Annotated in this window: 21 protein-coding genes; 16 read left to right on the top strand and 5 right to left on the bottom strand. The window is 39.7% G+C overall.

The annotated features are described in order from the left end of the window. Window positions 1–70 precede the first annotated feature (70 nt). From ACE1ET_RS01545 to ACE1ET_RS01530, 4 genes are all read left to right on the top strand, one after another. The gene (locus tag ACE1ET_RS01545) at window positions 71–1,297 is read left to right on the top strand and encodes a cellulase family glycosylhydrolase (RefSeq protein WP_375726596.1); all 1,227 of its coding nucleotides are present in this window, start codon (window positions 71–73) and stop codon (window positions 1,295–1,297) included. An 11-nt stretch (window positions 1,298–1,308) separates the two neighbouring features. Further along, window positions 1,309–1,866: a GNAT family N-acetyltransferase gene (locus ACE1ET_RS01540; RefSeq protein ID WP_375726595.1), complete on the top strand. Its 558-nt coding sequence runs from the start codon at window positions 1,309–1,311 to the stop codon at window positions 1,864–1,866. Between the two features lie 786 nt (window positions 1,867–2,652). After that, complete coding sequence (locus ACE1ET_RS01535) at window positions 2,653–3,384, top strand: hypothetical protein (protein WP_375726594.1); 732 nt, start codon at window positions 2,653–2,655, stop codon at window positions 3,382–3,384. Window positions 3,385–4,152: 768 nt separating this feature from the next. Beyond that, window positions 4,153–4,620, top strand: coding sequence for a toxin-antitoxin system YwqK family antitoxin (locus tag ACE1ET_RS01530; protein WP_375719310.1), 468 nt, complete (start codon window positions 4,153–4,155; stop codon window positions 4,618–4,620). Window positions 4,621–4,820: 200 nt separating this feature from the next. Here the strand turns inward: ACE1ET_RS01530 and ACE1ET_RS01525 are convergent, their stop codons facing one another. Beyond that, window positions 4,821–6,758, bottom strand: coding sequence for a cation:proton antiporter domain-containing protein (locus ACE1ET_RS01525; protein ID WP_375726593.1), 1,938 nt, complete (start codon window positions 6,756–6,758; stop codon window positions 4,821–4,823). Window positions 6,759–6,954: 196 nt separating this feature from the next. Here ACE1ET_RS01525 and mtnA point away from each other — a divergent pair, with 196 nt between their 5' ends. From mtnA to pelA, 11 genes are all read left to right on the top strand, one after another. Next, the gene (gene mtnA / locus ACE1ET_RS01520; RefSeq protein ID WP_375726592.1) at window positions 6,955–8,064 is read left to right on the top strand and encodes an S-methyl-5-thioribose-1-phosphate isomerase; all 1,110 of its coding nucleotides are present in this window, start codon (window positions 6,955–6,957) and stop codon (window positions 8,062–8,064) included. Next, window positions 8,065–8,652: a class II aldolase/adducin family protein gene (locus ACE1ET_RS01515; protein ID WP_375726591.1), complete on the top strand. Its 588-nt coding sequence runs from the start codon at window positions 8,065–8,067 to the stop codon at window positions 8,650–8,652. A 124-nt stretch (window positions 8,653–8,776) separates the two neighbouring features. Next, a complete protein-coding gene (locus ACE1ET_RS01510) occupies window positions 8,777–10,168 on the top strand; it encodes a B12-binding domain-containing radical SAM protein (RefSeq protein WP_375726590.1) in 1,392 nt (463 codons plus the stop codon). 188 nt (window positions 10,169–10,356) lie between these two features. After that, window positions 10,357–10,872 carry an RNA polymerase sigma factor gene (locus ACE1ET_RS01505; protein ID WP_375726589.1) on the top strand — a complete coding sequence of 172 codons (516 nt, stop codon included), beginning with the start codon at window positions 10,357–10,359 and terminating at the stop codon, window positions 10,870–10,872. Beyond that, window positions 10,856–11,284 (top strand): hypothetical protein, encoded by a 429-nt coding sequence (locus ACE1ET_RS01500; RefSeq protein ID WP_375726588.1) that lies wholly within the window; start codon window positions 10,856–10,858, stop codon window positions 11,282–11,284. Before ACE1ET_RS01505 ends, ACE1ET_RS01500 begins: the two co-directional genes overlap by 17 nt. 104 nt (window positions 11,285–11,388) lie before the next feature. Beyond that, a complete protein-coding gene (locus tag ACE1ET_RS01495) occupies window positions 11,389–11,916 on the top strand; it encodes a TonB-dependent receptor plug domain-containing protein (protein WP_375726587.1) in 528 nt (175 codons plus the stop codon). 681 nt (window positions 11,917–12,597) lie between these two features. Next, complete coding sequence (locus tag ACE1ET_RS01490; protein ID WP_375726586.1) at window positions 12,598–13,929, top strand: C13 family peptidase; 1,332 nt, start codon at window positions 12,598–12,600, stop codon at window positions 13,927–13,929. A gap of 142 nt (window positions 13,930–14,071) precedes the next feature. Then, on the top strand, window positions 14,072–15,343 hold the full coding sequence (locus tag ACE1ET_RS01485; RefSeq protein ID WP_375726585.1) for an oligogalacturonate lyase family protein: 1,272 nt from the start codon (window positions 14,072–14,074) through the stop codon (window positions 15,341–15,343). 72 nt (window positions 15,344–15,415) lie between these two features. Then, entirely contained in the window at window positions 15,416–15,694 is a 279-nt protein-coding gene (locus tag ACE1ET_RS01480; protein ID WP_375726584.1) for a TfoX/Sxy family protein, read from the top strand. 234 nt (window positions 15,695–15,928) lie between these two features. Continuing rightward, a complete protein-coding gene (locus ACE1ET_RS01475; RefSeq protein ID WP_375726583.1) occupies window positions 15,929–16,525 on the top strand; it encodes a dihydrofolate reductase family protein in 597 nt (198 codons plus the stop codon). 244 nt (window positions 16,526–16,769) lie between these two features. Beyond that, window positions 16,770–19,103, top strand: coding sequence for a pectate lyase (pelA, locus tag ACE1ET_RS01470; protein WP_375726582.1), 2,334 nt, complete (start codon window positions 16,770–16,772; stop codon window positions 19,101–19,103). 4 nt (window positions 19,104–19,107) lie between these two features. On the opposite strand, the gene ilvA is transcribed toward pelA, so the two are convergent. Further along, a complete protein-coding gene (ilvA, locus tag ACE1ET_RS01465; protein ID WP_375726581.1) occupies window positions 19,108–20,364 on the bottom strand; it encodes a threonine ammonia-lyase in 1,257 nt (418 codons plus the stop codon). A 607-nt stretch (window positions 20,365–20,971) separates the two neighbouring features. Here ilvA and ACE1ET_RS01460 point away from each other — a divergent pair. Beyond that, entirely contained in the window at window positions 20,972–22,708 is a 1,737-nt protein-coding gene (locus ACE1ET_RS01460) for a carbon starvation CstA family protein (RefSeq protein WP_375726580.1), read from the top strand. Here ACE1ET_RS01460 and ACE1ET_RS01455 read toward each other — a convergent pair. The 3 genes from ACE1ET_RS01455 to ACE1ET_RS01445 form a co-directional block, all read right to left on the bottom strand. After that, window positions 22,705–23,982, bottom strand: a complete 1,278-nt coding sequence (locus ACE1ET_RS01455) for an O-antigen ligase family protein (protein WP_375726579.1) — start codon at window positions 23,980–23,982, stop codon at window positions 22,705–22,707. The two genes, ACE1ET_RS01460 and ACE1ET_RS01455, sit on opposite strands and share 4 nt — an antisense overlap. A 49-nt stretch (window positions 23,983–24,031) precedes the next feature. Then, on the bottom strand, window positions 24,032–25,609 hold the full coding sequence (locus ACE1ET_RS01450) for a peptide chain release factor 3 (protein ID WP_375726578.1): 1,578 nt from the start codon (window positions 25,607–25,609) through the stop codon (window positions 24,032–24,034). A gap of 115 nt (window positions 25,610–25,724) precedes the next feature. Next, window positions 25,725–26,318, bottom strand: coding sequence for a DUF2490 domain-containing protein (locus tag ACE1ET_RS01445; RefSeq protein WP_375726577.1), 594 nt, complete (start codon window positions 26,316–26,318; stop codon window positions 25,725–25,727). Between the last annotated feature and the right edge of the window lie 34 nt (window positions 26,319–26,352).

Below are 26,352 nucleotides of genomic sequence, written 5' to 3'. Positions count from 1 at the left end.
ATTTTCTAATTTTATGTCTTATCGGCATACCATCTCTTGACGACTAATATTCATAATTAACCTCAAAAAAATGAAAAAGTATTTTGTTATTGCTTCCGCTTTTCTGCTCTTTATGAGCATCTTATCAGCCAAAGAACCTTTAAAAGATTACAGTTTTATTCGTGGTGTCTGTCACGGGATTTATGGTGATCAGGAAATTCTGGAAAGGGACTTAGGCTTCATGGACAGGCTGCAGTTAAACAGCACACGCGTCTGGTTGAATCAAAGGGGCTACGAAAGAGATCCTGAAGCTTATGTCAACAAACTTGTTAACTATGTGCGTACCTGCAATGAACACGGTGTAAGCGTCATGCCTATTTTATTTAACGGGAACGGATTAAACCCGGATATGTTGAAAAAAGAGGCACGAAAGGGCTGTGAGGAATATGCCACGGCTATTGTTAATGCCTTAAAGGACGAAGAAGGGCTCCTGATGTGGGACATCATGAATGAACCAAACTGTAACGATTACTACCTGAAAAGTACCGGAGAAACCCAAAAGCAGCATGAGGATGAAATAACGGACTTTGTACGCCATTTTATCAGATTTGTCAGGAAAACTGACCCAAAGAACGCAATAACTGTCGGACATATGTATCCGAGATTTTGTGAAAATACAAATGATCTGGTGGATGTCATTTCCTTTCACGATTATCTGGAAACCCGTTCGCGCATTGAAGCCAGCTATGTTCTGGCAGAAGAATATTCAAAAAAATACAACAAACCGCTAATCAACAGCGAAATGGGATGTCTTGGCCGTTCCAATCCCTATGATATGGCTATTGAGATCTGCGAAGAACATAATGTGGGCTGGTATGTCTTTAACCTGGTAATTAACGGGTACTGGGGAGCCATTCATGGCTTGGTATATTCCGACGGAACCATTCGTGATCCCGCCACCATTGCTGCATTATATGGGTTTTACAGAAAAAGAGATTTAAATACCAGCGTTAAGGTAAATCCGAATATGGAAGGACACGCCCAAAAGGCCATTAAACTGGTTCAGGAAATGCTTGGTGGCGAAACCGAAGTATTCCGGTTCTCACAACATTCGGTTGACGACATTCTGGAAGCCGCTGAATATTGCGCCAATATTCTGGAAAGTGCCGAAATGGTTCCGATGTGGGAGCCGCCAACAGCCAAAATTGAAACCTGGCGCGCCATGTCAAAAGAAGACAAGGAGAATGCAAGGGATGAAATTCGCGCTTTCACCTACGATCTTGCACTACAACTCAAAAAATGGTGTGAAATTTTCTAATTAAAATGTGAATGAAATATTTACTTGAAGGTCAGCAAACCGACCGAATAAAATTCAGACTACTGCAGCGCAGCGATTTTGATACCTGGCTTAGCTTTTTTGAGCATCCGGATGCAGCAACATATTTAGGTATGCAGGATATTGGTTCTCCAAAGGAACAATGCGAAGCGTGGTTTAACAAGGTAGAAGGCAGATACAAAAACAATACAGGTGGCTTAAATGTCCTGGTTGAGAAAAGCAGTGGCAGATTTGTTGGTCAGTGTGGCCTGCTGGTGCAGGAAGTTGATGGTAAAGATGAACTTGAGATCGGCTATTCCCTTTTACCAGAATTCTGGAATAAAGGTTATGCCACTGAAGCCGCCCGCTTGTGTAGGGATTATGCCTTTGAACATAACTTCAGGGATTCTCTTATTTCCATTATTCACGTGGATAACATCCGGTCAGAGAAGGTTGCCCTTAAAAATGATATGAGACTTACCAAACAAACCACCTATCGCGGATTACCGGTGAATATTTACCGGATTACACAGGAGGAATGGGAGAAAATGACTCTCCCCGGTTCAAAGTAAATTGAATATTTCATTCATACGGCCCCTCTCTTTCCCAACTGTGTTGTGACAAAAATTGGTTGTCCATATCAATAAATCTATTGAGATGACTGAGGCAATTCGCGTTGACACAATGTGCGCTGGCCGCTGGAAAGGGTGCGGAATTGCGTGTAGGAAATCACCATGCTAAAAGTATCGGTAAATTTATTGCGGTTCTTTTCAGCAAGCATTTTTGAATCCTTTTGATGCATCAAAAGGATTAACTGGGTGAATTTTGAGTGTAACGAGAAAGAGGGTGTTAAATCCCTAAAGACCTGTGCTAAAAATGACTCACCCCGGTTCATTTTAAATTGAACGTCTCATATATACTGCCCCTCTCTATCTACAACTTCGTTGTGACAAATAGGGGTGCCCCACATTAAAAATCTGTTGGTACAGTTGGACTCCGGAAGGAGTCCTATGTTTGTAGAAATCAATTCGATTACAATCGTATGACCCCGGATGGGGTCAAACAGTGCGGAAAGCTATGTCACCGGATGAATATAACCGGTATTGCAAATTTCATCCGGTGAATGTGTGCCAGGTGATCCACCATTAAACATTTGCCGGTTGATATTATTACAAATTGGTGCTTATAACATAACGTAATTTTTCCCAAGACGCTATAAATAGAAGTCTCTATCCAGTTCATGCTTGTTTAACGGTTCAGAATATTTTATATCTTTAGGCTCATGAAATGTGTGTAATTGTCTGTTGAAATTCTTGTAAACATTTTATAATCATAAGTAATAAAACTTAAATTCAACTATGAAAATTATAGTTACTATAATCATACTTATTAATTGTATTACGATTACTTATTCTCAGAATATAGACACTACTAAGCTTTGTGATAATTCGGACTATGAGCTTATTCCCTGTAAAAAGAATCATTATGAACCCACAAGATGCAGAATAACTCTTAATAGCGGCTTTGCATATATTTTTTCAAAAGCCAGTTCTGATATACCCACTGAATATAAAAATTATTACGATGCATTAAGGTCCGGTATTAACTATAGTGGTGATGCTACTTATTATTTGACTAAAAATATAGGGATAGGATTTAAATTATTACGATCTTATTCTCATAATAGAATGGACAATATAGTCTCTATCGATGAAGATGGAAACAGACACTACGGTAACAAAAGTGATAAATTGAGTATTAGTTTTATAGGACCTTCCATTTCTTCCAGATTCTACCACAATGAAAATATAATTTTAGCGAATGTATCAATAGGTTATATAGAGTACTCAAATGAGAGAGTGATAATTGAAAACTACCCTATTACAGGTTATACATTTGGATTAACCTATGATTTAGGGTATGATTTTCATATTTGTCAAAATATTTATTTAGGTTTTCAGCTATCACTTATTTCAGGTTTTTCATATCAGTTTGAATCAGGAAATAGTGAGTTGCTAAATATTATTAATACTGAATTTAAAAGTCCGCTCAGATTTGATATTTCTACTGGATTGAGGTATTATTTTTGAATATTTAATTTGACAACTGACTTTTTCATATAACATAAGAAAATTTTCAAGCAATTTCTTTATATCAACCAACAAACCCAGCGGTTTCAGTTCCATCTGATATAAGGAAGAACGTTCTGAGTTTATCGAAGCAGGGTGTTAAACCCCAATAGGCTGGTTTTAAACATGACGCACCCCGGTTCATATTAAAACCGAATGTTACCAATACACTGCTCTCTTTCACGACTGCATCGTGACAAAGATGATTGTCCAAATTAATAAATCTTTCTGTACCGGTTGGACTCCGGATGGAGTCCTATGTTTGTAGAAATCAATTCGATTACAAACGTGTGACCCCGGAAGGGGTCAAACATTACGCACCGGATTTTCACCGGATGAATATAACCGGTATTGCAAATTTCATCCGGCGAATGTGTGCGGTGTGAACCAGCTATTAAACATTTGCAGGTTGTTATTATTACAAATTGGTGTTTATAGCATAATGTAATTTTTCCCGAGACGCGATAAATCGACGTCTCTATCCAGATTCCTTCGTTACAAAGAGGAAAAAATCCATATTAAATAATCTGTTACTACAGTTGGACACCGAATGGAGTCCTATGTTTGTATAAATCAATTCGATTACAAACGTGTGACCCCGGAAGGGGTCAAACATTGCGACACGGATTGTCACCAAATAAATATAACCGACTTATAGATTTCATTAGGTGAATAATTTGATTCAGGCACATTAATTGCATATGCATTAAAACACAAATACCAGAAGCTATGAACCGAATAACTACACTACTAATGATTGCTCTGTTAGCTTTATCAGGAAGTATTACAGGTCAGATTTTTACGGATAAAGAGGGAAATCCTTTTTCAGGGATATTCAGAACCTATTACAGAAATGGTTCAATTAAAAGCCAGACAAACTATAAAGATGGAATGCCTGTAGGTTTAATGCAGGAATGGCATGAAAACGGTGTGGTCAAAAGTGAGAAACACTATCTTCATTTAATGGGAGAACCGGTTATTAATGGTCCTGTGTATGCCTGGAACTCCGACGGGAAACTTATTTTGGTGAAAAACTATATGTGGGGTAAACTTGACGGGGAATGGATAAGATATGATGCAGCAGGTAAAATTATATTCCATGCTGTTTTTAGAAACGGGAAACATATTTCAGGAGATAAAATAGATATGTATCCTCACCCTCCTCCAAAAATGATACCATATGCTTCCTGCAGATAATTGTTTGAGTAATTTCTTATTGCAATTCCTCCAACTTACTTTATCTCAACTATGTTGTTACAAAGAGGAAAAAATCCATATTAAATAATCTGTTACTACAGTTGGACTCCGGATGTAGTCCAATGTTTGTAGCATACCTGAATGCTACAAACGGGTGACCCCGGATGGGGTCAAACATTGCGCGACAAATAATCACCGGTTTATTCCGTGGAATCATCGGATTCAAATTGCAGGCTCACCTTATTCAGGCTTTCCAAAGATCCGACTACAGTAAGCACATCACCTTTACGTAAACGGGTGTAACCGTGTGTGATAATAATGTTCCCTTTTCGTTTAACAGAAAGGATCAGCACATCAAGCGGAAGTCGAAGGTTACGCAAGGCCATGCCAAACAAGCTTTTATCTGCAACTGTGACATCCAGGGTATCTTTATCAGGTTCCATTCCCATTAATAAGGATGTAGCCAATGGTGACCGTACAAAATGCTGAAGCAGGTTGACAAATGCCGTTGAGGGGTCAATGACCAATGCACCCAAATCATAGAATTTCTTCAGATTTTTTCGGTCCGACAAACGCACGATAACAACTTTCTTTCCGATATTTTCATAGATCCATTCCGTGATCTGATAATTTCCCTTATCGGAATGAAGCAATACCATGGTGTCAAACCTCTTCAAATTCAGTCGTTCCAGTTCTTCAGCCTGAATACCAGGAATATAATGCATATTTACGCCTGGAATTTCATCCACCACGTCTTTCGGTTTACGTGTAGCCACAGACACTTTCCAGTTATTTTTAATTAATTCATAGGATAAGGCAACCGATTGATTTTCATAGCCAAAGATTAAAACACGGTGTGAATTATCATAAGTATCTTTTGCCAGGTTTCGGTTTTCTCCAACCCTCTTTATAGCCCATTTGAATAAAGGCGGACCTATCAACTGATTTACAATAATGACGGCAACAATGATGGTAGCCAGCTCATTTCCCCATTCCGGAAAACTTTCTGCGACCACCATAACCAAAGCCAGACTAACGCCTGCCTGCGTCACATAAGGCATCCAGCCTATCCGTCTGAATAGTTTCGGATCACCAGCAATAATTCCACCCAATAACGACCCTCCTATCATGCCAATTAAACGGATGAAAAAAAACAGCAATGCAATTTTCCATGCATTGGCTAACACATCAATGGACATCATGGATCCTGCCAGCGTAAAAAATGCCGCGTAAATGGCGGGACCAATCTTTTCAACAATAGTCTGGAATTCTATGCGCTGTCTGGAATAATTAACAATAATAAAACTGACTAAAATACAAACCAGTAAAGGCTCTATCAATATCTCAAACGGTAAATAGAGCTGACTTAAATGATGAATATAGCGTGAAAGCGGAAACGTTAGATACCCGAATCCAAGCAGAATTGCAATTTTAATATACTGATGAAGCTTTAAGGAAAAAAGAAATCCCATAACTTTGGCTAGCAAAACACCCATTCCAAATGTGGCCAGAAGTTCAACAAACAGTTCAACCATGAGGAAATAACTAAAACCAACACCTTCTACAAGGGTATTGGCAACAGAAAAACAGATGGCAAAAATAAGAATGACCAGTACATCCTTTATCACTGTAACACTGATAGCCGTTTTTGTGAACCGTCCTTTTGCCCGCATCTCATTCATTATGGCTATTGCAGATGAAGGTGAACGGGCAATAAAAATGGTTGCCGTTAGGATGGCAACAGCCAGCACATTATTATGTGATAAGTCTGAAAGAAAAGGTATAACCGGGGCTAACAAGAGGATCAGAAAAACTGATACAGCAAACGTAACCACCAGCTGTCCAAAGGTATTCCATAAAATACTTTTAATGCTGCTTAGAATTTCTTTCATATACAGCTCAACACCTGCCGCGAAGGCAATATAAGCGAGAGAAAAATCATTAATAATCTGAAGATTTGGAATGGCTTTATTGGAAACAAGTTTTAAAAAAAACGGACCTACGATAACTCCTGAAATTAAAAACCCTGTAATCAAAGGCAATCTGATTTTTTGAAAGTATTTTGCTATTTGCGAGCTTCCGATCACAACCCAGAAGAAAGCCAAAAGAAAAAACAAAAAACTTTCAAACTTTAACATAAGGCACTTTTTCTGTAAGATAGCCTTTACTGGTTAGAAATGCAAAACTATGTGTTGCCATTTTATTAATTAGGAAACATACAGATAATTAAGTTATAAACATGATCATGTAATATTCTCCATAAATTTTAAAATTTACCTTTTAATAAATATCTTGTGGTGTCTGATACCAACAGAAAAATTTAAAAATTAATTAATGAATATTGACGGCAAACATTACCGTACCATTTGGATAAAAGAAGATAATGACAAGGTCATTCAAATCATAGATCAAAGGCAGCTGCCTCATGAATTTGTCATCGAAAATTTAAAGTCGGTGAATGATGTTGCCATAGCTATTAAAGACATGCACGTAAGAGGTGCCGGACTTATTGGAGCAGCAGCCGGGTTTGGTATATATTTAGCAACATTGGAGGCTCCGGACGATAACTCCTTTGAAGGATATATATTCGAGGCTGGTGAGAAATTAAAAGCCACAAGACCTACAGCCGTAAATCTTTCCTGGGCCGTGGAAAAACAATTAAAGGCAATAAAAATTGGAATTTCTATTCCTGAAAAAATTTCCATTGCGTATAAAACCGCCCTGAAAATTGCAGATATGGATTCTGATTATTGCAGAAGAATTGGCGAACATGGCCTTAAACTTATCGAAGAAATAAGCAATTCGAAGGGAGGAAAAACTGTAAATATACTTACCCATTGCAATGCTGGATGGCTGGCGTTTGTTGATTACGGTACGGCCACATCTCCGGTATATGCCGCATTTGATAAGGGAATTGATGTGCACGTGTGGGTAGATGAAACCCGTCCCAGAAATCAGGGTGCAAGTCTCACAGCTTGGGAACTGGGCAATCATGGTGTTCCTCACACCATAATAGCGGATAATGTTGGTGGTCATTTAATGCAGCATGCCCTGGTCGATCTCGTGATTGTAGGGTCAGACAGGACAACCTGTACCGGAGACGTAGCCAATAAAATAGGGACATACCTGAAAGCCTTAGCCGCAAACGACAACGATATACCTTTTTACGTGGCCCTTCCCTCATCAACAATTGACTGGAAAATAGAAGATGGCATCAAAGACATACCAATTGAAGAACGGGGAGCTGAAGAAGTAAAATATATGTCAGGGCTTTGTGAAGGAGAAATAAAAACGATTTTGTTAACTCCGGAAAACAGCAACGCCACAAATTTTGGTTTCGATGTGACCCCTGCACGTTTAATTTCAGGACTTATCACGGAAAGAGGAATATGTGAGCCAAACAAAGAAAGTATTCTTACATTATTTCCCGAAAAAAGACCTTGAATGGACGAAGGATATATTAAATTCAAATGCAACTGGATAAAAGGAGCACCTTGCCCTAAGCATCAGATCGAAAAAATTAATGCATGGAGAGACAGGTTGTATCAGCTTGGTTTAATAGGTGCATACCCAAACGGTATCGGGTTTGGCAATATAAGCATCCGGTCTGATGGGCAGACCTTTGTCATAACAGGTTCAGCAACCGGAAACTTTAAAAGGCTGGATGAATTTCATTATGTTTTGGTCACTGAATACGATTTGATGCAGAACAGCCTGACGTGTTCGGGCCCCATAAAGGCCTCTTCAGAATCCTTATCCCATGCTGTAATATACGAAAGTTCACCGGAAACAAAAGCTGTAATCCATATTCATAGTATGGAAAAGTGGAAGAAATACATCCATAAGTTTCCTACTACAAAAACGGACGTATTGTATGGAACGCCTGAGATGGCTAACGAAATAGAAAGACTTTTCAGGGAAACAGATGTTCCTGAGAAAAAAATTATAATTATGGGCGGTCATGAGGAAGGAATCATAACCTTCGGAAAAACTTTGGATGAAGCAGGGAAGCTCCTTTTGGATTTGCTGTAGAAGGATATCCGTCTCATTCTCATTATTCAGCCCTTATTCATTAAATTATCATAAAGCACTGTCAGCTGGTGTTGATATATCATCCTTTAGTTGTAACTTCTGAGCCTATTTAAAATATACGTTCATGAAAATTCTTCTCATCTCCCCTTGTCCTGAGAATAATCAACGCCGTAATTCGATGGCCATACCACAGCTAACACTTTCCTTAATTGCGGCCATGACTCCTGAAGAGCATGAAGTCGAAATAATTGAAGAGGTTAACAACGAAACAATTGATTTTGATGTTGACGTTGACATAGTTGGGATAACGCTTATGACCCAGACTGCTATCCGGGGTTATGAAATCGCCAATGAGTTTAAAAAACGTGATAAGGTTGTAATTTTCGGAGGAATTCACGCCACAGTTATGCCCCACGAGGCGATCAGATATGCAGATGCTGTTGTTATCGGAGAGGCTGAAAAAGGCCTGTGGAATCAAATTCTGAAGGACATTAAATCTCACAGCTTAAAGGAGTTTTACAAACTGGAAAAATTCCCGGATTTATGTGATTATATCATTCCGCGCAGGGATTTAATAAATACTAAAGCAGGTAAATTTGGTATTTCTCCGATAGAAACCGGACGTGGTTGTCCGTACGGGTGTGACTTTTGTACAGTACCTTCATCGTTTGGAAAGAAACAACGGTTTAAGTCAATTGATCTGATAATTAAAGATATAGAATCGATAACAGACAAAGTATTGTTCTTTCTGGATGATAACATTGCACTCAATAAGAAATATGCTAAAGAGTTATTTACCCGAATGATTCCATACAACAAATACTGGGTAGGTCAGGCATCAATTAATATTGTAAAGGATAAGGAACTGATGAAACTTGCCTATAAGAGTGGGTGCCGTGGTTTACTTATTGGTTTTGAATCGATGACGGAAAAAGGAATTGGCCAGTACAAAAAAACCTTTTCTTCTTTTAATGAAAATGTTGAAGCCATAAAAACCTTACAGCAAAATGGCATTATGACGATGGCTTCTTTTGTTTTTGGCCTGGATATAGATGATAAGCAGGTTTTTGAAAATACCTGGAATTTTATAAAAAGAGCTAAGCCTGCCTTTTTACAGGCGTGTGTATTAACACCATATCCCGGAACTGAAGTTTTTAATCGGATGAAGCAGGAAAACAGAATTCTGACGGATGACTGGCGGCAGTTTGATGCTAAAAAAGTTATTGTATCCCCCAAAAATATGAGTCCCGAAGAACTCCAATATGGTTATACTTCAATTAAAGATCAAACATATAGTTATCAATCGATTTTCAGCAGAGCAATACCTCATATTTTTTCAGGGTTGACTGAAGCAGCCCTTTACTTTTCATTAAATGGTGGAGCGCGGAAATGGCATAAAACAGGTTTAACCGCAGAAATATTCAGAAATAAACCGGAAAAAGCCGTTGATTTTGATGTAAGCAAATATGTTGAACCGATAAAACAGAAAATTACGTCCAAAACATACGTGCGGTAGTTCAAACAATATTTAGCCATTCTTAACATGACAGTCCTCTGATAGATTGCATAACTCATGTATCTTTTTTTCTATTAACCATGATATTTTAAGATTTAGTTTAATGCTACGATGCCTAAAATATTGAACTCAAAAAACAGTTCCGCTTTTTTGTTATGCATGCGTGTTTTTTTCGTTATTTAGATTAGATGAACGCAACAGAATTCAAACAACAGGTGATTTCACTGTCGGACAGGCTCTATCCCATGGTCGCTCGTATGCTGGGGAACACGGAAACTGCAGAAGATGCCATCCAGGAAATTATGATTCGCTTATGGGATAAACGCCGGCAATTGAAACACCATCCGAATGTTCCGGGATTTGTGTTCTTAACGGCACGGAATTATTGTCTGGATCTTTTAAAGAAGAGCAAACCAGTATTTGATGATGCCAGCGAACATCATATAACAAATGTTACTGAAAATAACGGACCGGCTGAGCTTGAGTGGAAAGAGCTGAATATTCTGGTTCAGGATATTATTAAAACCTTACCGGATCAGCAACTGGAAATCATTACACTTCGTGATCTGGACGGACTGGAATACAAAGAGATTGAGGGGATAACAAATCTGAACGTGGGACACATCAGGGTGTTGTTATCCCGTGCAAGAAAACAGGTTGCTTTGGAACTGAAAAAGATTTACAGCTATGAAGGAAAACATTGATAAACTGATTAAGAAATACGAAGCAGGCGAAAGCTCTTTAGCTGAAGAAATGTTTCTAAAGGATCACGCTGAAGAAATAAATCATTCTCATAAGCCCTGGTTTAAATATATTCAACGCAATAAACACACGGCACCCCAACAGTTCAATACATCCATTTGGGAAGCGATTCAGAGAAGGAGAAAAAACAAACAGAGGTTAAGCATTGGCATCCTGTCAGCGGCAGCTTCTGTTGCCATCTTATTGTCGGTTTTTATTATTAATCCGCGAAAAAACAGATTGAGCTACCAGAAAAAGGAAGCCATGCTGAATGAAGCCTTAAGCATGTTCAGTGACTATAATACAACACAGCAGCAGGCTCAAAATATTCTGTACGAAGACGATATGATTGTCATCTATTTGGAGCAGGAATAATGGGTGTCGAATGAAATGGGCGAAAACCCAAATTAAGCTTTGGCTAATAAAACCGGGCGTCAGTCCTATAAAACTAAAAATTAAACAATTAAAACATAACTCACATGAAAAATTTTATTTTAACAGCGTGCCTTATCATTCTTTCAGTGTCTACCCTTTCAGCACAGGATACAACAGTGGTCAGGAAAAGCTTCGGAGAGCAGGAAAAACTACAGATCAAATTAAAGACCGATGCAGATCCTGACTTTTATATCGATGGCGTTAAATACGATGCTAAAATATTTAATTTACTGGATCCCAACAAAATAGAATCTGTGTCTGTTTTAAAAGGTGACCAGGCGCTTGAAAAATACAATGCGCCCAACGGGGTTGTTTTGATTACAACTAAATCAGCAGCCAAAGCTGACTCCGTAAAAGCGGCTGATAAACTTGGCATCAGAGACTATGGCTACTCCAACAAAAAAGACCCCATGGTTATTATTGATGGTGAGGTTTCTTCGCATAAGGTACTTTCGGAGTTAGAACCCGCTACGATTAAATCCATTACGGTATTTAAGCAAAAAGCCGCCATTGAGATGTACAACGCCCCTGAAGGTGTCATAATCGTAGAAACAAAAAAAGGTAAAAAATGACGAACTCCACTGTCATACGCATTTATTGAACGTTTATGACTACACTCCTCTCTTTTTTGATAATATCGTTAAAATAGGGGTAATTCATTTTAAGAATCTCTTGGTACAGTTGGACTCCGGATGGAGTCCTATGTTTGTTGCGATCTGCAGTTCTACAAACGTGTGACCCCGGATGGGGTCATACATTGCTTGCAACTATGTCACCGGATGAATATAACCGATTTTGCAAATTTTATCCGGTGAGTGGATGCAGGGTAACCAGCCATTTATTTTTTGCCTTTGTTGTCTTAAAATTGGTGTCTATAATTTATACGTAATCTTTCGAAACACGATGAATCGACGTCTCTACCAAAACGAACCATGCGCCGGATTGTCACAATGAAAAAATAAGCTGCAATCCCATAAGCCTTTGCACAGCCCAAATTAACCTGATAAACGCCTGCTTTTGAACCTTACCATACATTGATTAACTGCCTCCCTACTTGACTTTCCTGTTTAAAACGTTTACATTTGGCATAAATTCTACCACTTATTTCTGAGAGAATCTTTCCTTATGGCTAATTGACACCTCTCAGATTCTCACTCCCTTTTTACTTACGCAATAAGATTAATACAGAGATTCAACTCAATTATTTGTTTCTCGTAGACTTTAGGAATTTGTCTAATTTAAATATACACCTTATGAAACCAGTACATAAATTTCCAGCAATTAGTATCATATTTTTCCTGCTTTTAACAGGATGTGATGAATTATTGAGTAACCTCGAAAACGTAAAAGACACTACGATTAAAAATGTTAAAACAGGAGATATTGAAACCGGAGATACTGTGAGACTTCAGGGAACCTATGTGGATGCCAATGCAGTATACCTCGTGGATGATGCATCAATACTGATGATAAATACACCCATGAAGGAAGAAAGTTACCTGCGTCTGGATCCAGGATCAGTCGAAAAGTATAGCAACGGGGTAGAAACCGGGCAGATTATTGAAGTAAAAGGTGTTGTTGTAGAATTCGATAGTGAAGAGGACCAGATCAATGCAGAACACCTTGGCAAAGCGTATGTCAGAGGTCTAAAGTTAATCGAATTCCCAAAAATCACAGGGAAAACGGACTATGATCTGACCTACATTACACCGGGTATCAGCATATGTGCATTGAATCCGGTACTGTGTGAAAAAATTGGGGATACCTTTAAAGCGGACGAATATGCCCTGCTGTATAGCGGCGGTGCCAATGCAGCCAATAATCATAGTCGCTATTGGAACGATCTTAAATTTATGTATTTAACACTTATTAATGTTTACGATTATGATCCCGACCACATACGGGTTGTTTATGCCAATGGAACAGCAGAAGACAGCGAAATGCCTGTTGACTTTGCTGCTGATATTGATGGCCTCGACGATGCCATAGATGAACTTAACGCAGACATTGATTTTAACGATAAACTGTTTGTATTTACCACAAATCATGGTGGCGGCTATCTAACTAGTGGTTCTTCAAACAGAGGAGGTGTGAGCGATGCCGATGGCGATGAGAATGATACGCAGTCCATTGATGAAACCTTTTCACGCTATAATGAATCCAGCATCACCGATGATGATTTTGCAGATTTAATCAATTCAGTAAATGCGGCACAAATGATCATCGTATTGGAACCTTGTTTTAGTGGTGGATTTTTGGCTGATCTTAGTGGCGAAAACCGGGTTATCATATCAGCCGCCACGGAAAATGAATTTTCATGGGCCATGAGTGGTGGTGCTTATGATGAATTTTCCTATCACTTTACTTCTGCTGTCAACGGAAATGATCCGGATGGAAATACAATTGATGCGGATACTGACAACGATGGCAGAGTGACCATGCTGGAAGCCTTTATTTATGCTAAAGATAATGATACTACATCAGAGACTCCTCAATATGAAGATGATGGAGATGGCGTATCCACCGCAAGTCCTTCTGAAACGGGAAGTGGAGACGGTCAGTTTGGCAGCACCATTACGCTTTAAAGTATAAACCTGTTTTATAGTCTCCGGGTGAATATTTGAATGCCGTTAATATTCACCCGGCGACTTATCCTTCCGTCCCCTTTTGTTTTCATTTACTTATTTGATACATTTACTGTTTCAAATAACAAAACTGAAAATCACTATGAAAACGGGATACACTTCACCAATACTTTTATTGTTACTGGTTTTAACAGGTTTATTGGTTTTTAACTGTAAACCGAAGGAAGATGTCCCAGTCATGGAAACCGGTTCTCAAAGTCCAATGCCCAATCAGTGGATTGATAAAGATACACATCACAAACTAACTAAACTCACCAGGAATGACGGTGATAACCGCAGTTTCTATTTCCACAATAGTCCCTTTCTGCCTACGGCTGACGGTAAAGGAACCCTGATGGTTTATTATGGCAGTCCTACTGAGGGCGTGTCCGATCACTGGTACCGGGGAAGAGAAGTTCGCCAGCTGCATGTTATGAACATGAAAACACTCGAGACTATACAGTTAACCCACAATACAACGCCGATACACGGAGAAATTGTCGCTAAAAAGCACAGGGAAGTCGTTTATCAAAGTCAGGATACTGTATTTGCTACCAACGTGGATGACAAAGCAACGCGTGTACTTTACATTTTTCCGGATTCGCTGAAGCGGACTGGAATTACAACCTTAAATGCAGACGAAACATTGCTGGCCGGGGTGTTTAGTACCAGTGAAAAGGATTCTATTTTACGCCATCATCCCAGCAAAGGTGAATTCTTCAATTTAATATATGAAGCCAAACTTCCACATACCATCTTTACGGTAAATATTGAAACCAAAGAACTCAAACCGGTAATTAGCGATACGGCCTGGCTGAACCATGTGCAGTTCTCCCCTGCTGAACCTGATGTTCTGATGTTTTGCCACGAAGGTCCATGGCATAAGGTGGACCGCATATGGACTATCCGGATGGGTGAAAGCACACCTAAACTCATGCACAAACGCACCATGTACAGGGAAATAGCAGGACATGAATTTTTTAGTCCCGATGGGCAAACTGTATGGTTCGACCTTCAGAAACCTCGCGGTGAAACGTTTTACCTTGCCGGAACCAATATTAAAACAGGGGAGGAAACAGATTATGAAATGACCCGCGATGAATGGTCTATTCACTTTAACATTTCGCCTGACCAAAAGTTGTTTGCAGGAGATGGCGGTGATGAAGGACAGGTGGCTCATGCTGAAAACGGCCGTTGGATCTACCTTTTCCGTCCTGATACAGATGATCATAAGCTTGTAAGTGAGAAACTGGTGAATATGCAGCACCACAACTACGATCTGGAACCGAATGTACATTTTACACCCGATGGGAAATCCATTATTTTCCGGGCAAATTTCGAAGGTAAAAGCCAGATCTATAAAGTTGATATCTGATCCTAACGAGTCACCCGGTGAATATAGCCATAACTTACAATATTCACGGGGTGACTTAATAATAGCAAATCTATGACTAAGGAAATTGACGTCTTAACGGAATTGCCCAATATTGGGAAGACACTTGCCAACATGTTACACAAGATTGGCATCGACACACCGGGTCAGTTGGTACAGGAAGGGGCTGAAAATACATTTATTAAAATTCTTGCCGTCGATAAAGATGCATGCCTTAGCATGCTGTGTGCCCTTGAAGGAGCAGTACAGGGTATTCGATGGCATAATATAAGTCAATCCCGCAAAGATGAACTTGGCGAATTTCTTCTAAAGGCAAAACAAGGTAAATTATAATAATTTAAAAACGTTAAGTATCTTTAATGATATAGTTTTAAAATTGACATTTTTTCCTGTTTGCAGTACATTTGAAAACAGAATCTTTTCCCATTTATTCTCAAAAATTTAACTTACAGATACTCAATTTACCTTGTTGAACTTTGGACAACAGTACGAGTGTTACTTATCTCTGTTCCGGAGCATTTTATCCGGCATACGAACAAGAATTTATAAAACCAAAATACGAACACGATGAGAAAACTTAAACTACAGGTTCAAATCTCGCTGGACGGTTTTATTGCAGGAAACAATGGAGAATTGGACTGGATGGAATTTAACTGGGATAATGAGCTCAAATTATACATTGAAAAACTGACAAAACCGGTTGATTGTATCATTCTTGGCCGGAAGCTGGCAGAAGGATTTATTCCGCACTGGGCCAACATAGCTGCTGAACATGAACATCCTGAACATGAAGCGGGTAAGAAATTTACAGACACCCATAAAGTTGTATTTTCCAAATCACTAAATCATACGGTTCCTGCTGCTTACGGTTGGGAAAACACCGTTATGGCCAACGGCTATCTAATCGATGAAATTAAAAAACTGAAAGAACAGGATGGTGGCGACATCATTGTTTATGGGGGTGCGGGTTTTGTATCGTCACTCATAAAAGCCGGTCTTATTGATGAATATCACTTATTAGTTAATCCCTCGGCTATTGGTAACGGACTTCCCATTTTCAGGGAAATCGAAAAGAGCTTAAAGCTAAAACTGGTAGAATCGAATGCATTCAGTTGTGGTATAATTGTTTTAAAATATGTGCCGGATGTATCACACACGGATTAAGTGAGTTTGTGATAAGGATAAACAGCCTCATTAGATTATATAATCTATTCTACTCCCCACTATTCAACATAAAACTGAAGGGACGAATTCAAATACGAAATCTGACGTTGCAATATAATTTGTATAAATGTTAGCCATTGAATCTTATTTTTTCATTATCTTGTAAACTAGTTTTCAAGTAATTAACTAAAATAATTACAGGATTAATATGTAATCTTTCAACTTACATCAAACACTTCATGCTATGAATTCCCATAAATCAACACATTACATTTTACAGGTAAAACGGATCTTAACATTTTCTTTGTTATGGATACTTTGCTGGACAGTCGGTAATGCTCAGGCAACAAAAAGCATTAATAATGATGCACTGAAACAAAAGCAGGAAAAACTGGCTGAATTTAAACGCACATTTTACTGGTGGCCGGAAATAAGTCAGAAATCCTACACATGGTACACATCAGACGAAGGGAAACAAATAACCGAAAATATACTATCGTGGCAGGATAACGGAACTGGCTGGCCTTTGATGAATACGGCCAGACGACCATTTACCGGAGATTCAACGCTTGCAGGTCCCTGGGGTATGAAAGCTGCCCTTGTAAAAGCAACATTAAACGAGATCCGGTTCATGGCACGGGCATATACAGCCACAAAAGACGAACGCTGTAAAACAGCATTGGAAGGTGGAATAAACTATATTTTGGATGCACAGCATAAATCAGGTGGCTGGCCACACTCTTATCCTTACCGTATGACGGATTATTCGCATTATGCCACTTACAATGATGATGTTATCCCCGATATCATGACGCTTCTATCGGAAATTATGAGTATGCCGGACTACAGAACAATTGGCGAGGATAAACTAAAACAGGTCAAAGAGGCCTATGGAAAAGGACTGGATTTTATCCTGAAAAGTCAGATAACAGACAATGGCAAACTAACAGCATGGGCGCAGCAATACGATGAAAATACGTATGAACCGAAACCTGCGCGTGCATTTGAGCCGGTCGCCATCAGTGGCGGCGAAGGCGCTTCAGTATTATTGTTTTTAATGGATATCCGAAAACCTTCTAAAGAAGTGAAACAGGCAATTGAGGCCGGTGTAAAGTTTTACAATGACGTTCAGATTAATGGATTTAAAGTGGTTAGGGAAAACGGAGATGTTGTCATTGCAGAGGATAAAAACGCAGGTCCGTTGTGGGCGAGGTACTATGAACTTAAGACGCATAAGCCCATATTTGCAGGAAGAGACGGCATTATAAAATATAATCTTTCCGAAATTGAAAAAGAACGACGAACTGGTTATGCCTGGTACAATCAAAACGGCATAAAAGTTTTGAACCGGTATGCCAAATGGAAAAATGAACGCAAATGGGACAGTCAGCCAGCCACCAACACGGACGAGTCAAAAGTGGTTGAATACTCACTTCCGGATCCGCTTTTATCAAACGGTAAAAAAGTGAAAACCGTTAAAGCATGGGAAAAGAAAAGACGCCCGGAAATAGTTAAGCTGTTTGAAGAATATCAACACGGTAAAACACCGGATCATCCTATCAGAATTAAAAATGAGGTTCTGGAGAAAGACGTTCCCGGCATGAACGGATTATCAAAACGCACCCAGGTTCGCATTACCTTTCCTGATTACCCGGAAGCACATCCGATCCGGGTACTTCTTAATGTACCGGCAAATGCCACAGGTCCTGTCCCCACTCTGCTGCATATCAGCTTTACACCAAATCCCGTCCTGTTTAATGAACCGGGCATAGATGAAGATATGGCCTGGAACACTAGGTTAAAGATCCCCGTTCCGGACAAAGAATCGTGGCGATTACAGGATACTGATCCAAAGCATTTTATCGATCATGGTTATGGTATTGCCACCGTTTTTTATGGCGATATAGAGCCCGATTTCGATTCTGAAGGGAAATATGGTGTACGTTCCTGGTATAAACGGGATAGTATTCAGCATCCTGATGACTGGGGAGCTATTGCCGCCTGGTCATGGGGACTGAGCCGCATTATGGATTATCTTCAGACTGATCCGGATGTGGATGGCTCAAAAATTGCTTTATCCGGCGTATCGCGCCTGGGAAAAACCGTAATATGGGCAGGAGCCAGTGATCAGCGTTTTGCTATGGTCATTCCGATGGTTTCGGGAGAAGGAGGAGCTGCGATAAGCCGCAGAAACTTTGGTGAAACCATTGCTGACCTTACCAATCCTCAGCGATATTATTACTGGTTTGCACCGCGCTACAGCGATTATGCATTTCAACCGGATCAGCTTCCTGTAGATGGCCATATGCTTATTGCCCTGATTGCACCACGCCCGGTATTACTGATTGTCGGACAAAAAGATACCTGGTCTGATCCCAAAGGTGAATGGGTTGCAGCAAAAGCAGCAGAACCGGTATATGAACTTTACGGCCGTAAAGGGCTGGAACAGGAAGAATACCCTGAACCTGAGAAACCGATATTAAATGATATGGGCTTTTACATGCACGAAGAAGGGCATGGTGTTTTTCCAAATGATTACCAGGTTATGACGGATTTTATGGACCTGCATTTCAAATAGACAATCAGATCAGGTAGTGAAAGAGATCCGGTTTTTCATTGATATATTCATATACGAAACCGTTGTCTGACATGCGTTTAATAAGTGCATTAAAGTCGTTTTTATCTGTCAGCTCAATGCCGACAAATGCAGGTCCTTTTTCGCGGTTATTCTTTTTTGAATATTCAAAATGAGTGATATCGTCCTTAGGTCCCAGCACTTTATCCACAAAATCACGCAACGCACCTGCACGCTGCGGAAAGCGGATGATAAAATAATGTTTCAGCCCTTCAAACATCAACGAACGTTCCTTGATCTCTTCTGTCCGGGTAATATCATTATTACTTCCCGAAACAATACAGGCTACATTTTTACCTTTTATCTTATCGGCATAGTAATCGAGAGCAGCGATGGATAGTGCACCAGCCGGTTCCACTACAATGGCTTCACGATTATACAGTTCCAGTATTTTTGTACAAATCTTACCCTCAGGAACAAGCACGATATCATCCACCACTTTTTTACTGATCTCAAAAGGTAAATCCCCTACCCGTTGTACCGCTGCACCATCCACAAACTTATCAATCTGATCAAGCGTTACCACGTTGTTCTGTTTCAGCGATTCATACATGGAAGGCGCGCCGGCAGGTTCCACACCGATGATTTTGGTATTTGGGCTCACCTGTTTAAAATAACTACCAACACCACTTACCAGTCCACCGCCTCCAATAGGCACAAACAGGTAATCCAGCTGGCAGGTCGATTCCTGGATAATCTCAAGTGCAACTGTTGCCTGACCTTCAATAATTAAAGGATCATCAAACGGATGGATAAACGCCATATGGTTTTCCACGCAGTCCTTCATGGCAGCAGTACTGGCCTGATCGTATGTATCACCTTCCAGTACAATATCCACAAACTGTTTTCCGAACATCTGAACCTGTTTTATCTTTTGCTTGGGAGTAGTGGTTGGCATATATATTTTAGCCTTTATACCCAGCTTAAAGCACGAATAGGCCACACCCTGCGCATGGTTACCGGCACTGGCGCAGACAACACCGTTTTGCAGTTGATCCTTACCCAGGCTTTTAATTTTGTTATAAGCACCACGTATCTTATAGGAACGGACAATCTGAAGATCTTCCCTTTTTAAAAATACGTTTGCACCAAACTGCTCCGATAAATTCAGATTTTCTGTAAGCGGTGTGGCACTGATTACTTCGTTTATAGTCAGTTTAGCTTTATTAACAGCCTGTAATGAAGGATAATAGGATTCAGCCATGTTCTGTTGATTAATATTCAGACAAAAGTACAGTAAAGTTTTTTGAAATTACACGTTAAAGGTTTCTAATAAACCAGCTTAAACAGGAACACTCTCTTACTAAGTTAAGTTCAGAAAGCCCTAGGTTTTAATTAAATATTTGCTGTAAACCGTCCTCCTTTTCTAAAATGAATAGGTTCTGATGACCATGGGAATCGAAGGATTTGTTTTTTAAATCAGATAAATTTATCAAATGTAATCCGTTTTTATATTTTTTTAGGTGGGGTTTAACACCCTGCTTTGACAAGTTCATTAACCAACACCCAGTTGGTATTCCAAATAACTATAAGTCTTTGATTTATTTGTTTATGAGAATCCTCGCGAATCAGGACTGAGCGACTTCAATTCTGGGATATCTAAAATATGAATTTCAGTAGAATAATGCAATAGTTATCAAAATCCTCCGTCACACCGACGGCGTGACACCTCCTTTTGAAAAAGGAGGACTTATCATACCTTACTCTGTCTTGTGTCTTGTGTCTTGATTCTTGTGTCTTATATCTATAAATTTCATCTTGCTTTTTTAGCAAATACCGCTAATTTTGAATATTAATTTGAAAAGCGGGTTATGGAAGTTTTATTATTAATGCTTCTCACATTTGGAGGTTACATTGCAGCTTATCATCTGTACGGTAAATTTTTATCGCGTAAAATCTTTAAAATAAATCCGGAATCTACAGTTCCATCGCACAATCTGAAAGACGGTGTGGATTTTGTGCCTTCGAAGAAGAAAGTCGTATTTGGCCACCATTTTACGTCCATTGCAGGAACCGGACCTATTGTAGGACCGGCTGTAGCCATCATCTGGGGTTGGCTTCCGGCTCTCATATGGGTATTTCTTGGCAGCATTTTTATGGGAGCAGTTCACGATTTCGGTTCACTTGTCATTTCTCTGCGAAACCAGGGGAAGTCTATTTCAGATTATACAGCCAAATACATGCACAAACACACCCGTTTTCTGTTTTTCCTGGTTGTGTTTCTGGAACTATGGATTGTGATAGCCATTTTCGGACTGGTAATAGCCATTATCTTTAATATTTTTCCGGCATCGGTATTTCCGGTTTTTATGCAGATCGCCATTGCAGTATGGCTTGGGCGTATGGTAAATATTAAAGGCCGAAACATCAATATTTATACAGCAATTGCTGTCGTTCTGATGTTTGCCACCATTATAGCCGGAGTATATATTCCGTTTAAAATGCCCGAAATCGCAGGAATTCCGGCAACAGGTATCTGGACCATCATATTGCTCATCTACGCATTTATAGCCTCAATCCTTCCTGTTGCAACCTTGTTACAACCACGGGATTATATTAATGCTTATCAGCTGATAGTAGTTATGTTGCTATTGGTTGGCGGTGTTATTGTGACTTCGTTCAGTACAGATTTACATCTGGTAGCACCGTCAGTAAATATTGATCCGAAAGGCGCACCTAATCTGTTTCCATTTCTGTTTATTACCATCGCATGCGGAGCTATTTCAGGATTCCACTCCGTTGTTTCATCCGGCACATCAGCCAAACAACTGGACAACGAAAAAGACGCCTTGTTTGTCGGATACGGGTCCATGTTAATGGAAGGAACACTGGCCCTGCTTGTGCTCATTGCTGTAGCTGCCGGAATAGGTTTGGGATATAAAACCGGCGATCAGACCCTGACCGGTATTTCTGCCTGGAATTCCCATTACGCATCGTGGCAGGCCGTATCAGGTTTGGGATCCAAACTTAATGCTTTTGTAGTTGGATCGTCAAATATGATAGAAACACTGGGAGTACCATACCAATGGGCACTGGCCATTATGGGTGTATTTATTGCTTCTTTTGCCGGAACCACTCTGGATACAGCAACACGATTGCAACGGTATGTAATCAGTGAAGTATTTACGGGCGTTAAACCCATGCAAAACAAATGGCTGGCCACGTTTATTGCGGTTTTTACTGCTGCTATCCTTGCATTTGCCAACGGGGCCAACGGTAATGGAGCCTTGAGTCTGTGGCCATTGTTTGGCGCTGTAAACCAGACGCTTGCCGCACTGGCACTTATTGTTATCACCCTTTATCTGAAGAAAAAAGGAAAGTTTTACTGGATGGTCTCAGGCCTCCCCGCTGTGTTCATGTCTGTTATGACCGTTTGGGCACTTGTGGCAAATGAAGGGGATTTCTGGGGTGATAAAAACTGGCTGTTGGTCGTAGTTAATTTTCTGGTTATTGCTATTGCTTCAATAATCACGCTCGAAGGGTTAGGCCTGTTTATAATGCCATCCCGAAAAATTAAAACGAAAAAGATTTCAGAGCCGTCGGTTTAATTTGTTTCGTTTTCCGGTTCAGGTTCTGAATGGAAATAAAAAACGGTATAAAAAATGGCCAGCATCATAATACCCCAATACCGGTTCATCATCGATTCAAAATACATACTGACACCAAATAACACAGCAAAAACAATCATCAGGAAATTCTTGCGTTTAATTCCAAACCAAATCAGAGTGCCCAATATCCACAACAGAGACAGTAAACCAGGAATACCTGTTTCAGCCCAGGTATGCAAATACTGGTTATGCGGATTGATCCTCAATTCCTTCATTTTCATTAGTCCCTGCTCTTCATACTTTTGCTCCATTGTGCTGTAAAGATCTCCATTACCAATGCCCAATACCTGATGTTCCTTAATGATCTCCAGTGTAACTTCCCGGGCTTTCAAACGCATACTATTTTCGTCTGAACCGGATGATCTGCCTGATAATATCTGAAATTGAGGGTTATAAGCGACGCCGCTCAGCAAAATCATTGCAACCAGGATGAGCCAGTATTTTTTCAAATCCAGGTAATGTCTGTATCTAATGGTCAATACAATAAGTGTAATTGCCAAAATAATTGCAGACATCAATGCACCGTTTGTTGAAAGAAGAATCAGTGTCATACTTTCCACTATGAAAACCGGTATGGCTATGCGTTGAATGAGTATGGATTTATGTTCATGGATCAATGTAAAAACGGCTATTGCAATACTCAATGCAAGAAGAACACCGGTATATGTCGGGTGCATCAGAAACGAAAAATTATCACCCATTAAATGGTTGTTATGTATAACAGTATCCAGCAACATAGTATTGTCACCTGAAAAACCCGGTACAATGCAGAGCATTCCATCTCCAATTTTTGTAGAATGATACAAACCGGAAATAATGTAAAGTAAGGAAACCAGAAGTGTTCCCAGCACAAAAAACCGCAGACCTTTTCGGGCTAGTTTTCTGCTGAATGACGTGAATAACATCAACAGAGGAATAACAAGGAATGAGCTTTTCTGAATGAGCAAATCAAATCCTCTTCCCGGATGTTTGCTGTAAATCAGGCTGATCAACATAATGAGAAAATATGCAAACACGGGAAGAAAGTAAACTATTTTTTCTTTTGAAGGACAGGTCCGTTCCTTTAAAGCTTTCCGGAACATTAATACGCCAAATAGTAATAATGGAATAATAGAAAACTGCCACCCGAACGGAAGGGTCATCATCAGAACAGAAAACACTAATTCATCAACAGTATCAAAGACATCAATAATCCGAACGGCTGTTTTATCCATGAGTTATCATTTAGCAGTAACAAAAATAAAAATAAATTTTTGTCTGCCGCTAAAACTCAGAAGTAAAGAAGAATTCGATGTCTTTAAAGTTATCCTGTGCCATTTGCAACATATACTGTGAATCGGCCAAAAACACATCACGATCATGTTTATCCTTGGCCATGTATTGTGCTTTACGTTTTTTAAAATCCTCAAGGGCTTCTTTGCTTTTACTTCTTATCCAGCATGCCTTGTACAAGTTAATCGGATCATACCGGCACTGTGCGTTGTACTCGTGTAATAAACGATACTGTATGACCTCAAACTGAAGCTGTCCGACCGTACCTATAATTTTGCGATTGTTAAACTGGTTTACGAATAGCTGTGCCACACCTTCATCCATAAGCTGATCAATCCCTTTTGCCAATTGTTTGGACTTCATTGGATCGGCATTTTCAATGTATTTAAACATTTCAGGTGAGAAACTGGGCAATCCTTTGTAGTGGAGATTCTCTCCTTCCGTAAGTGTATCTCCAATTTTAAAGTTACCGGAATCCGGCAAACCAACAATATCGCCCGGCCAGGCCTCTTCCACAATGCTTTTTTTCTGCGCCATAAAAGCGGTCGGACTTGAAAATTTCAGGTTTTTACCTAAACGAACGTGTGTATAATTGGTGTTGCGCTGGAACATACCGGAACAAACCTTAACAAATGCAATCCTGTTTCTGTGATTCGGATCCATATTGGCATGGATCTTAAAAATAAAACCGGTGAATTTTTCTTCGTCAGGCAGAACTTCACGTTCTTCTGCTTTCGATTTACGCGGTGTAGGTGCGATATCTATAAAACAGTCCAGCAATTCTTTTACGCCGAAATTATTGAGTGCACTACCAAAAAAGACCGGGGCCACATTTCCTGCCAGGTATTCATCCAGATCAAATTCAGGATAAACACCTTCCACCAGTTCAGCTTCTTCCCGCAACTTTTCGGCATCGGTTTCCCCCAGCATTTTATCCAGCCTTGGATCGGACAGATCGCTTATTTCATGCATTTCAGTTACGACCTGCTTGCTCGGCGCAAACAAACGTAAATCTCTGCCATATAAATTATATACACCTTTAAATGACGGCCCCATATTTATGGGCCACGAAAGCGGACGAACATTTATCTGTAATTCCTCTTCTATCTCATCCAACAACTCAAAGGCGTCCTTCCCGATACGGTCAAGCTTATTTACAAAAACGATAACAGGTGTTTTACGCATACGACAAACTTCCATAAGCTTACGTGTTTGCGTCTCCACCCCTTTAGCCACGTCAATTACTATGATTACGCTATCTACAGCAGTTAAGGTACGAAAGGTATCTTCGGCAAAATCCTGGTGGCCTGGAGTATCCAGAATATTGATCTTTTTTCCCTTGTATTCAAATCCCATCACCGATGTAGCAACAGAAATTCCACGTTGCTTCTCAATCTCCATCCAGTCGGATGTAGCTGTTTTTTTTATTTTGTTCGATTTTACGGCACCGGCCACATGTATGGCACCACCAAAAAGCAGTAACTTCTCAGTTAATGTTGTTTTTCCCGCATCCGGGTGACTCACAATAGCAAATGTTCTGCGCCGCTTTATCTCTTCGTGTAATCCCATAATTGTTCTAAAAGGCTGCAAAATTATAAATTAAGTTTTGCAATCCATACATTCATACAGATTTTAAGCTAATTATCTGAAAATAAGTTTACGGGAAAAGGTTTCGGTTGCGAAATCAGAATTTATAACCGTACTTAATGCCAATAATATGCGCATCAACAGGCTTTACTACGTTAAATTCATTTTCGAACATGTAATATACATCAATATTCGAATGCTTTGAAAGCAGGTATGATGCTCCGGCTTTCAGTCTCCACTGATTAAGAATGCTGCCGTTAGGGTGGTTCAGGTGGTGAAACAGCTCAAATTTAATACCCGGCTTGATTTTCTTTCCGAACCAGTCGTAATCAACCTGCACTGAATTTCGGTTTATCAGTTTCTGATCCACACTGAAACCGGCATTTGTGATATCATCAAAGCCATATTGTAAAATAGAGCGAAGTTTTAATTTGAAATCAAGGTACGAAACATCATATTTAACAAATGCAGAATAGCGCTGTTCCGAAAACATTTTGTAGCTGTTATTTTCCCTGATTTGAATGCGCCAGATAACACCAGTGCTGAAATGTTTTGATATATTATAGGAAAGGGACGGCTCAATGAAGGTTTTGTCATAACTGGAAATATTATGCATATAGCGCTGCTCCAGTTCAATGTGAGCGTCCAGATTATCAATAATCTCTTTTTCAACCTCCAGCCCTAACCGCATTTTAAAGTCGGTGTATTGTGCCTTCAGTGAAAAA

The sequence above is a fragment of the Quyinboa mangrovi genome (assembly GCF_042219825.1).
Classification (GTDB): Bacteria; Bacteroidota; Bacteroidia; order Bacteroidales; family UBA5342; genus JBHJHP01.
The sequence above is the reverse complement of the archived record's forward strand: the minus strand, read 5'-3'. Positions and strand labels throughout refer to the sequence as shown.

Excerpts from the sequence above, each read along its gene's own strand:
- ACE1ET_RS01545 (WP_375726596.1), top strand. The coding sequence starts at position 71 with ATGAAAAAGTATTTTGTTATTGCTTCCGCTTTTCTGCTCTTTATGAGC.
- ACE1ET_RS01540 (WP_375726595.1), top strand. The coding sequence starts at position 1,309 with ATGAAATATTTACTTGAAGGTCAGCAAACCGACCGAATAAAATTCAGA.
- ACE1ET_RS01535 (WP_375726594.1), top strand. The coding sequence starts at position 2,653 with ATGAAAATTATAGTTACTATAATCATACTTATTAATTGTATTACGATT.
- ACE1ET_RS01530 (WP_375719310.1), top strand. The coding sequence starts at position 4,153 with ATGAACCGAATAACTACACTACTAATGATTGCTCTGTTAGCTTTATCA.
- ACE1ET_RS01525 (WP_375726593.1), bottom strand. The coding sequence starts at position 6,758 with ATGTTAAAGTTTGAAAGTTTTTTGTTTTTTCTTTTGGCTTTCTTCTGG.
- mtnA (WP_375726592.1), top strand. The coding sequence starts at position 6,955 with ATGAATATTGACGGCAAACATTACCGTACCATTTGGATAAAAGAAGAT.
- ACE1ET_RS01515 (WP_375726591.1), top strand. The coding sequence starts at position 8,065 with ATGGACGAAGGATATATTAAATTCAAATGCAACTGGATAAAAGGAGCA.
- ACE1ET_RS01510 (WP_375726590.1), top strand. The coding sequence starts at position 8,777 with ATGAAAATTCTTCTCATCTCCCCTTGTCCTGAGAATAATCAACGCCGT.
- ACE1ET_RS01505 (WP_375726589.1), top strand. The coding sequence starts at position 10,357 with ATGAACGCAACAGAATTCAAACAACAGGTGATTTCACTGTCGGACAGG.
- ACE1ET_RS01500 (WP_375726588.1), top strand. The coding sequence starts at position 10,856 with ATGAAGGAAAACATTGATAAACTGATTAAGAAATACGAAGCAGGCGAA.
- ACE1ET_RS01495 (WP_375726587.1), top strand. The coding sequence starts at position 11,389 with ATGAAAAATTTTATTTTAACAGCGTGCCTTATCATTCTTTCAGTGTCT.
- ACE1ET_RS01490 (WP_375726586.1), top strand. The coding sequence starts at position 12,598 with ATGAAACCAGTACATAAATTTCCAGCAATTAGTATCATATTTTTCCTG.
- ACE1ET_RS01485 (WP_375726585.1), top strand. The coding sequence starts at position 14,072 with ATGAAAACGGGATACACTTCACCAATACTTTTATTGTTACTGGTTTTA.
- ACE1ET_RS01480 (WP_375726584.1), top strand. The coding sequence starts at position 15,416 with ATGACTAAGGAAATTGACGTCTTAACGGAATTGCCCAATATTGGGAAG.
- ACE1ET_RS01475 (WP_375726583.1), top strand. The coding sequence starts at position 15,929 with ATGAGAAAACTTAAACTACAGGTTCAAATCTCGCTGGACGGTTTTATT.
- pelA (WP_375726582.1), top strand. The coding sequence starts at position 16,770 with ATGAATTCCCATAAATCAACACATTACATTTTACAGGTAAAACGGATC.
- ilvA (WP_375726581.1), bottom strand. The coding sequence starts at position 20,364 with ATGGCTGAATCCTATTATCCTTCATTACAGGCTGTTAATAAAGCTAAA.
- ACE1ET_RS01460 (WP_375726580.1), top strand. The coding sequence starts at position 20,972 with ATGGAAGTTTTATTATTAATGCTTCTCACATTTGGAGGTTACATTGCA.
- ACE1ET_RS01455 (WP_375726579.1), bottom strand. The coding sequence starts at position 23,982 with ATGGATAAAACAGCCGTTCGGATTATTGATGTCTTTGATACTGTTGAT.
- ACE1ET_RS01450 (WP_375726578.1), bottom strand. The coding sequence starts at position 25,609 with ATGGGATTACACGAAGAGATAAAGCGGCGCAGAACATTTGCTATTGTG.
- ACE1ET_RS01445 (WP_375726577.1), bottom strand. The coding sequence starts at position 26,318 with ATGCGGTTAGGGCTGGAGGTTGAAAAAGAGATTATTGATAATCTGGAC.